The 9,617-nt window shown below is 61.6% G+C and carries 5 protein-coding genes and 1 pseudogene; 2 read left to right on the forward strand and 4 right to left on the reverse strand.

The features are described 5' to 3' along the window. Positions 1-206: 206 nt before the first annotated feature. The 3 genes from ACQGNJ_RS06970 to ACQGNJ_RS06980 all read right to left on the reverse strand — a co-directional run bounded on the left by ACQGNJ_RS06970 (position 207) and on the right by ACQGNJ_RS06980 (position 2,461). Positions 207-542 carry a YXWGXW repeat-containing protein gene (locus ACQGNJ_RS06970; RefSeq protein ID WP_426688508.1) on the reverse strand — a complete coding sequence of 112 codons (336 nt, stop codon included), beginning with the start codon at positions 540-542 and terminating at the stop codon, positions 207-209. A 116-nt stretch (positions 543-658) separates the two neighbouring features. Beyond that, positions 659-1,456 carry a M48 family metallopeptidase gene (locus ACQGNJ_RS06975; protein WP_426688509.1) on the reverse strand — a complete coding sequence of 266 codons (798 nt, stop codon included), beginning with the start codon at positions 1,454-1,456 and terminating at the stop codon, positions 659-661. Positions 1,457-1,618: 162 nt separating this feature from the next. After that, the gene (locus tag ACQGNJ_RS06980; protein ID WP_426688510.1) at positions 1,619-2,461 is read right to left on the reverse strand and encodes an energy transducer TonB; all 843 of its coding nucleotides are present in this window, start codon (positions 2,459-2,461) and stop codon (positions 1,619-1,621) included. Between the two features lie 328 nt (positions 2,462-2,789). Here ACQGNJ_RS06980 and ACQGNJ_RS06985 point away from each other — a divergent pair, with 328 nt between their 5' ends. Both ACQGNJ_RS06985 and ACQGNJ_RS06990 read left to right on the forward strand, forming a co-directional pair. Continuing rightward, a complete protein-coding gene (locus tag ACQGNJ_RS06985) occupies positions 2,790-6,329 on the forward strand; it encodes a methylmalonyl-CoA mutase family protein (protein WP_426688511.1) in 3,540 nt (1,179 codons plus the stop codon). A gap of 87 nt (positions 6,330-6,416) precedes the next feature. Then, entirely contained in the window at positions 6,417-9,263 is a 2,847-nt protein-coding gene (locus ACQGNJ_RS06990; RefSeq protein WP_426688512.1) for a metallophosphoesterase family protein, read from the forward strand. Positions 9,264-9,303: 40 nt separating this feature from the next. On the opposite strand, the pseudogene ACQGNJ_RS06995 reads toward ACQGNJ_RS06990, so the two are convergent. Continuing rightward, positions 9,304-9,617 (reverse strand): annotated as a pseudogene (locus tag ACQGNJ_RS06995) (IS4 family transposase); the annotation flags it as partial.

A 9,617-nucleotide genomic window follows, 5' to 3' on the forward strand; every position in this document is an offset into this window, starting at 1 on the left:
TGACTCCATGATTTACGGTGCCGATGGGCATCTACAGAGGGTGGCGAGGAGCATGAGGGACCCCGCCGGGGGTGTGGAAACGCCGGAAACTCATCGCCCCGACCGAAGCCGGGGCGAGGAATCAAAGCGACAAGTTTAGTACGTCACCCCCGCAGGTGGTGCCGCGGCGCAGCAAGCCGCCTGCGTATGGAGTCCGCGCGGGCGGTTCAGCGGCCCCAGTAGCCGGGGCGGAAGCGCCAGTCGTCACCGTGGCGCACCCAATGTGCCGGCCGATAATGATGGCCCCGGCGCACCACCACCCAGGAGCCGCCCACCCATACATGGCGGTGGGCATGGGCGTTCCAGCGCCAGTAACCCGGCGCCCAGACATAGCCGCGCCGCGGCGGCGGCACCCGCTCGAAGCGCGGTGGCGGTGGCGCGATACCGATGTGCACGCCAACCGCCACCTGCGCGCGTGCGGCCGCCGGTGGCGCGTAGATGGCGCCGGCGAAAGTCAGGCCCAGTCCGGCCAGCAAGGCCAGTTTCAGTGGGGTACGAGTCATGGCGATCTCCTCAGGCTGGGCCGATTCGTCGGCCGGCAGTTCGGAAAACGGTGGGCGGCACGGGCAGTTGACCTGCGCCCGTCGTCCCATTCAGGCAACGATTAGGCTGGCCGTCGCTACAGCTGGCAGTTCGGTGCACGACCTGCGGCGCGGGCCTGCTGGTACACCGGCAACCATTGCTGCGCCTGCCGCTCCAGCGCCTGCGCGCGGTTGCCGGAAGAAGGATGCGTGGACAGGAAGGCCGGCGGCTTGCTGCCGCCTTGCGCGCCCATCTTCTGCCATAGCGTCACCGCCGCGCGCGGATCGAAACCGGCCTGCGCCATGTAACGCTGGCCCAGCGTGTCGGCCTCGCTCTCCTGGGTGCGCGAGAACGGCAGCAGGATGCCCACCTCGGCGCCCAGTCCCAGCGCCGCCGCGGCGTAGCCGGTGTTGCTGCCGCGGGTGCCGGCGTAGATCGTGCCGGCGGCCACCGCACCCTGCACCAGGTAGTTGTCCGACACCCGCTCCGCGCCATGGCGCGCCACCACGTGCGACAACTCATGCCCCAGCACCACCGCCAGCTGGTCCTGGTTGCTGGCGACCTTGAACATGCCCTTGTTCACGCCGATCCGGCCGCCGGGCAGGGCGAATGCGTTGGCGCTGTCGTCGCCGATGATCTGCACTTCCCACTGCTGGGTGTTCCACGGCGGCGGCAGCACGGCGATCAGCGCATTCGCCACGCAGCTGGCATAGGCGCGTTCGCGCGGCGCATCGACGAACTTGCCCTGCTTGCGCATGTCGTTGAACGCGGTCAGCCCCATCTGGCTCATCTGGCTGTCCGACACCACCATCAGCTGCGAGCGACCGGTCGGCGAGGTGACGCAGCCGGCCAGCAACGCGGCGGCCAGTGAGGCGAGCAGATGGCGATATTTCATGCGTGGTCCCTTGATGACGGTCATGATTCGAGCATACCTGCAGCAAATCACTATCGTGATCAACACCGTGTCGAGGAAATGAAGGCCGTGGCGCTCCTTCGACGCTGCGCCGACACCTCGATCGTCATGCCCGCCGTGGCCCGGCGCGCAACCGTTGCCGCGTCAACCGTGCTTGAGCGGAGCGAGCAGGGTGGGGCCGGCACCCTCGGTCCGCATGCTGCCGTCGGCGAGGGCATCGGCCGCACTCGTGTCTGGCCGATCGACCCAGGGCGCCGGTACATACGGTCCGGGGACGTAGGTTTCCCATACGGACCTGGTGCGGCTCAGCCTGTCCATGTTCAGGCTGAACTTGACCGGAATGTGGACGGTCCAGCTGTTCTGCGTGACCAGCGGGCCGGTCGTGGGCGCCACGTAGCTCCATTGGCGGGCAGCCTTGAGCGCCGCGTCGGCCAGGAGCTTGCGGTATTGCCGAAGCTCGCCGTCCGGACCCAGGTTGCCGAGATTGACCTGCTCGGCGACCGCTTCCAACACGTGACCGTCGTGGTCCACGTGCAGCGACAGATACACCGTGCCTTGCACCCGATCATGGACGGCGCGTTCGGGGTAGCGCGGCATGATCTTCTTGTTGCCTTCGGCCGCTTGCAGCGTGTCGGTGGAGTTTCCGTTGTCGTCCCCGAACGTGGCGCCCTTGATGCGCGCGCTGTAGTTGCCGTCCGGCATTCTGTCGAGCACCACCCGGACATGCATGCTGGACTTGGCGACCACCGGTGCGCCATCGCGCAGCACCGGGTGGAAGCGCCACTGCAACGCGGCCTTGCGTACCAGGTCCGCGATGGCTTTCCCGTAACTGGCCTCATCGTCGACGACCGCGGTCTGCACGGTGCCGTCTGTGGCCAGCACGATGGTTCCCTTGACCACGGTGGAGGATTCCACGTTCTCGCGGGAGCTGGCCTGGGCGACCATCGTCACCATGGCGAGGAGTGCAGCGAACAAGGCCTTCTTCATGTGTGCTGTCCTTGAAGTTGCGTTGAATTCGGTACGCCCGGCGCGGCTCGCATGGGTTGCCCCCATCCGCTTCCACCGGTCATGCGCCAGCCTTTGCTGCGTTCGACAGCGTCATGCCGGGCACGAAAGCCATTCATTTCCGCTTGTGATTGGTCCCCTGGCTGGCGCCCAGTATGCGATCAAACAAACATCCGTGGAAGGCGATCCGGCGCAGCCGGCCTTGCCCGCAGCGTCGGGTCCACGCCTGTCGGCAAGCGCGCTGCGGCAAGCTCTTGCCACCGATTCCCACTAGAATCGAACGGATCAAGCATCGATGTCCGGAGTTGCCATGAGTTCCCCCGCCAAGCACGTCCCCGCCGCCACCGCGCCCGCCGAAACCACCCCGCTGCGCTTCGTCACCGCGGCCAGCCTGTTCGATGGCCACGACGCGGCGATCAACATCATGCGGCGGATCATCCAGTCGCAGGGCGCGGAGGTGATCCACCTCGGCCACAACCGCTCGGTCGAGGACGTGGTGCGCGCCGCGCTGCAGGAAGACGCCGACGCCATCGCGCTGTCGTCCTACCAGGGCGGCCACGTCGAGTACTTCAAGTACATGGTCGACATGCTGCGCGAGCGCGGCGCCGGCCACATCCGCGTGTTCGGCGGCGGTGGCGGCACCATCACCCCGGAAGAGATCCGCGAGCTGCAGGCCTACGGCGTCGAGCGCATCTACCACCCCAACGACGGCATGAAGCTGGGCCTGGTCGAGATGATCGAGGACGTGATGGAGCGCACCCGTGCCGCCGTTGCCAAACGCGTGGAAACCGCCGCCAGCCACGTCGACATCGACGACGAGATCTCCATCGGCCACATGCTTTCCACCATCGAGGAAAGCCGCTTCGCCGACGGCGAACTGGAGCGCCTGCGCAAGGAGTGGAAACTCGCCGGCAAGCAGACCCCGGTACTCGGCCTCACCGGCACCGGCGGCGCCGGCAAGTCGTCCGTGGTCGACGAGCTGCTGCTGCGCTTCCTGCACGCGTTCCCGCACATGCGCATCGCCGTGCTCGCCGTCGATCCGACCCGTCGTCGTTCCGGCGGCGCCTTGCTGGGCGACCGCATCCGCATGAACTCCCTGCGCAGCCATCGCGTCTACATGCGCTCGATGGCCACCCGCCGCCAGCACGCCGCCACCAGCATCGTGCTGCACGACTGCATCGACTTCCTGAAAAGCCAGCCGTACGACCTGGTCATCGTCGAGACCGCCGGCATCGGCCAGAGCGATTCGGAAATCGTCGACCTGGTCGATTTCCCCGCCTACGTGATGACCAGCGACTACGGCGCCGCCAGCCAGCTGGAGAAGATCGACATGATCGACTTCGCCGAGCTCATCGTGCTGAACAAGTTCGACAAGCGCGGCGCCGAAGACGCGCTGCGCGACATCCGCAAGCAGTGGAAGCGCAATCGCACCGCGTTCAACGTCAAGGACGAGGACGTGCCGGTGTATCCGACCATCGCCAGCCAGTTCAACGACCCGGGCGTCACCTGGATGTTCACCAACCTGTGCCGGTTGATGCGCGAGAAGGCAAAAAGGGGTCAGAGTCACTTTTCGGGCGAGCACGCAGCAGGTCATGGCGGTACGGAGTCGAAAAATGACTCTGACCCCTTTTTGCTTTCCTCCCCCGGCTGCGACTGGCAGCCCCAGCTCGACACCACGCTCAAGTCTCCGCGCGCCACCGTGCTGATCCCCGGCGCCCGCGTGCGCTACCTCGCCGAAATCGCCGAGCAGGGCCGCGCGATCAACCAGGCCATCGAGACCCAGGCCGAGTTCGCCAGCAAGGCGCAGCACTACTACGAGTCGCTGAAGGAACTGGGCGACGCGGCGCTGCCGCGGCCGCTGGACATGTACGCCAGCGATGCGCTGCACGCCGACGGTGATCGCTCGCTGACCACCTTGCGCCAGCGCTACAACGCCGCGCTGAAGGAACTCAGCCACGAAGCGATCGAACAACTGCGCCACTGGCCGGCGCTGTTCGAATCGGTCACCGCCGACGTCAACGAATACAAGGTGCGCGACAAGGTCATCCGCGTCGACAACTACCGCGACTCGCTCAGCCACCAGAAGATCCCGAAAGTGGCGCCGCCCAAGTCGAAGGACTGGGGCGAACTGCTGACCTTCCTCGGCAAGGAGCACCTGCCCGGCCACTACCCGTACACCGGCGGCGTGTATCCATACCGCCGCAGCGGCGAAGACCCCACCCGCATGTTCGCCGGCGAAGGCACGCCCGAGCGCACCAACCGCCGCTTCCATTACCTCAGCCAGGGCGGCGCCGCCACGCGCCTGTCCACCGCGTTCGACTCGGTCACCCTGTACGGCGAAGACCCGGCGCCACGCCCCGACATCTACGGCAAGATCGGCAACTCCGGCGTCAACATCGCCACGCTCGACGACATGAAGAAGCTGTACTCCGGCTTCGACCTCAGCGCGCCCAGCACCTCGGTCTCCATGACCATCAACGGCCCCGCGCCGATGATCCTGGCGATGTTCATGAACACCGCCATCGACCAGAACGTGGAGAAGTACCTGCGCGAAGACGACGCCCGCTGGGCGGCGGCGCAGAAGAAGATCGACAAGCTCTACGAAGGCAAGGCACGCCCGACGTATCTGGGTGAACTGCCCAAGGGCAACGAAGGCCTCGGCCTGGGGTTGCTCGGCGTCTCCGGCGATGACCTGATCGACGCCGAAACCTACGCGAAGATCAAGACCGAGACCCTGACCAAGGTGCGCGGTACCGTGCAGGCCGACATCTTCAAGGAGGACCAGGCGCAGAACACCTGCATCTTCTCCACCGAATTCGCGCTGCGCATGATGGGCGACATCCAGCAGTACTTCGTCGACCACAAGGTGCGCAACTTCTATTCGGTCAGCATCAGCGGGTATCACATCGCCGAAGCCGGGGCCAACCCGATCAGCCAGCTCGCCTTCACCCTCAGCAACGGCTTCACCATCGTCGAGTACTACCTCGCCCGCGGCATGAGCGTGGACGACTTCGCGCCCAACCTCAGCTTCTTCTTCTCCAACGGCATGGACCCGGAGTACACCGTCATCGGCCGCGTCGCCCGCCGCATCTGGGCCCGCGCCATGCGCGAGCGCTACGGTGCCAGCGCGCGCAGCCAGATGATGAAGTACCACATCCAGACCTCCGGCCGTTCACTGCACGCGCAGGAGATCCAGTTCAACGACATCCGCACCACGCTGCAGGCGATGTACGCGCTGTTCGACAACTGCAACTCGCTGCACACCAATGCCTACGACGAGGCGATCACCACGCCCACCGAAGAAAGCGTGCGCCGCGCGGTGGCGATCCAGATGATCATCAACAAGGAGCTGGGCCTCAACTTCAACGAGAACCCGTGGCAGGGCAGCTACGTCGTCGACACGCTGACCGACCTGGTCGAGGAGGCGGTGTACAAGGAGTTCGAGGCGATCAGCGAGCGGGGCGGGGTGCTTGGCGCGATGGACACCATGTACCAGCGCGGCAAGATCCAGGACGAGTCGATGTATTACGAGCACAAGAAGCACGATGGGTCGTTGCCGTTGATTGGGGTCAACACCTTTTTGCCGAAGGATCATGCGGGGGAGATCGCGACCGAGATCGAGTTGATTCGGTCGACGGAGGAGGAGAAGGGGGCGCAGATTGCCAATGTGAAGCGGTTTGGGGAGGCGCGGAATGCGTTGGCGTCTGACAGCCTCAAGGTGCTACAAACGACGGCGAGGGAGCGTCGGAATGTGTTTGAGCAGTTGATTGAGGCGGTTAAGTACAACTCGTTGGGGCAGATCAGCCATGCGTTGTATGAGGTGGGGGGGGAGTATCGGAGGAATATGTGAGTGTGTCGTGTTTAATTAGGAACGTACAGCTACCGAGCAATAGCCAGTAATCCATTGAATGGCTGGTCTATCAATTAAGGGTTGCGAATGGATAACGATGATCAAGTCATACGGTGGCTGCATTTGTCCGATTTCCACGTTGGCAAAGACGATTACGCCACACGCAAAATGTTCGATTATATAATAAGGCACGTGCGAGATAAGAAAAATCAAGGATTTATCCCCGATCTGTTGTTCATCACTGGCGATTTGGCCGATGGGGGGCTGGACATCCAGTACGAGACCTTTTGGTTAGATTTTATATGCCCGTTGCAGCAGGAAATCGGCGGTGGCGTTGAGCAGAGAACCTTTGTCGTGCCGGGCAATCACGATGTAGATCGCACCAAGCATCCCGCGTTCAGTCGAGAAGAGATCGCTAAAGCAGAAAGTCATTATCTTGACCCTACCGATGAAGGGTCCAGGCTTCGCGATGAAATGCTTATATCTCGCTTCCGTTCTTATATTAAAAGCGATATTACGTCCGTCAATGGCGCATTTGCCGGGCCAGAAGGTGCCTACGCCACGTGTTTGACTATAAATGATCTTGAAGTCGGCATAGTCGGCATCAACACCGCTTGGCTCAGCAAAGACAATAAGGACGAACGCCGCCTTACTCCAGGAAAGCCGCTTCTAGAAAAGGCCTTGAATGCCATCAAGCCGGCGCGGTTGCGCATCGTTCTCGGCCACCACCCTATAGAATGGATCATCCCGGAGCAACAGAAGCCCATTAAAAGTCTGCTGGGCCAGCATCATGTGCTTTACCTGCATGGGCACCTACACGATGCTTGGGCAGAGCCTACTTACGGCGGGGGTCAAGCTTATCTTGCCATCCAGGCCGGAGCGGGGTTTCAATCGCGGGAAGGCGAGCTTTGGCGAAATGGATTGGTTTGGGGGGAGGCTGACCTGAAAGCAGGTGAGGTTCGGCTACAAGCTTGGCGTTGGATCCACGATCAACAGGCTTGGACACTTGCGACGGATGCCTTGCACGAAAGTCATCACCAAGGTGATTGGTGGCGTTACCCGCTTCCCGGTGACCAACCAAACAAGGTCGACTACACTCCCTCTGTGCGGATTGTTCGGCCTCCCAAAGGCTGGTCGGTCTTCAAACCTAACGATCTTGTCGTTCATTTCCAGCCTCTCGATGAAGGTTCTGCGTTGCGCTACTTCGATGGTGCCGTGCCCGACTGGCACACGGCGCTGTCCACCTCTATCCCTCGCCGGCGAATTGTCGGCAATTTAGTGGGACGCTTCCAGCAAGCAGAGACCGCTGGTAGGCCTATCGTCTCGCTGCTGTTGGCCGCCGGCTGCGAGGGCAAGACCACCGCCTTGCTGCAAGCGGCTAGCGCTATCGTCGAAGGGAAGGATGACTGGCGCATCTTGCAACGCCGAGACGAATCACAACCACTCGTGCCAGACGACATCCTCAAAATTTTGGACGGTGACTTCACTTGGTTATTGATTCTGGACGAAGCCGACAGCGCGGCGAGCGAATTACTAGATCTACTCAAGCTGCTGCCCAAGGGATTAAATGGCCGTGTGCATGCACTGCTCGCGTGCCGAGACACGGATTGGCTCGTCTCAAACGCGAAAAAATTAGACTGGTCTACTGTCACCGATTTCAGTTCTGAACGATTAGTCGGCCTCGATTCCATTGACGCCCTAGCGATCGTTCAAGCTTGGGAGGCATATGGTCGGAGTGGGCTTGGCAACCTGGCCGATGAGCCCGAGTTCGAGCGTGCCGAAATACTTGAAAGACAGGCCAAACATGAAGCTGCCAGCGAGTCAGGGGCGTTCTTTGGGGCCCTGCTGGCGGTGCGTAGTGGTTCCGATTTAGATGAACACGCTCGTTTACTGTTGGAACGCCTCGGACAACGCAAAATTTCGAGCGGCGGCAATTTAGGTACCGCTATGGCCCATATTGCCGCCATGCATGCTGAAGGTCTGGAATATCTTTCTCGTCCTGTTCTTGCACAAGTCTTGGGGTGTCCGGAACACAGACTACACCGCGAAATACTTGTGCCTCTTGGCGAGGAGGCGGCGGCTACCACCACATCATCCTTCATCTTAACGCGCCATCGACGCATCGCTGAGACACTGATATCAGTGCTCCGAAGGGAATTTGGTGAGGACATTGATGCGCTCTACATTGCAATGGCTGGGGCAGCAATTTCAGCCTACGCTGCCGATAGCTTTGTTCCGAAACTGCATAATTGGCGTTTCGATATTTCCAATCATTTCCTTGAACGAGGCAGAGAGGAATTAGCGCTCAACATTGCAATAGCGGTACTTGATCGGGAACCGCAGCACCCCCCGACACGAATTCATCTTGCGAATTTATACCGGAGGGCACAGCTGCCTGAACAAGCTCTGAGGGTGTTCCGGTCGATCACTACTTTGGTGGAGGATTTTCGAGGGTACTATGGTGAGTGGGGCGTATGCGAAGGCGAGTGCGGTCATCCAGCGAACGGAACTTTGCTGCAAGCCTTTGCCCTTGCTGACCAATATCCAGCATCCAAAGTCGACAACGACAGCGCCAAGAAAATTTTGGCCGGCGTGGGAGTTTCGTTTGGCAGCCTCTATGACTCCTATCGCGACCCTGCCTTCCGCGACGCCCGCATGGCGGTGGCAAGTTTGGGACTTACATTGAGTCTCGATGCTACGGCCAAGAGCTATTTCTCCACCCACATGCGCGAAGCCACGGAGCAGGGCGCCCATCCCATCGAGCAAGACCAAGCTATCCCAGTGCTTCAAGTTGGCATTGCCGCTGCGGAGCTAATTGGTATTGATGCGCAGATCATCGCTCTGCTGCCCAAAGTCGGGCAGATGACTTTCGCTGGGCTGAAAATACTGACTTCACATTTTGGAAAAACGGGAAAACAAAGGGGACGTGGCTAATTGCCCAAAAGGGGACGGAGGCTGAGGTTTCCCCACGTTTTCATGCTGGCACAGCCATCTGATCGAGCAGTGCCGGAGATGGCTTTCGTATCTGCTCCATGAGCTCTTCGAGCCTGGCGTTTGACCATCGTCGCAGCAGCGCCTCACGGCCCAGCCGCATGATCGAGTACAGCCGTCGCTTGCATCGAAACGGCGCCAGCCATTGATCTATCCCTGCGTTTTCGCAGGCCATGCCGACCAGCCAGCTGGCGAAGGCTGCCATCGTGTGGAGCAACAGCAACACTTCGATGCGCTTGTCCTTGCGGGTCAGGCTGTCTTCAAAGGCATGACCGTAGCGGTGGGATTTGAGATCCC

Origin of the sequence: Rhodanobacter ginsengiterrae (assembly GCF_050026815.1) — a bacterium.
Classification (GTDB): Bacteria; Pseudomonadota; Gammaproteobacteria; order Xanthomonadales; family Rhodanobacteraceae; genus Rhodanobacter; species Rhodanobacter ginsengiterrae.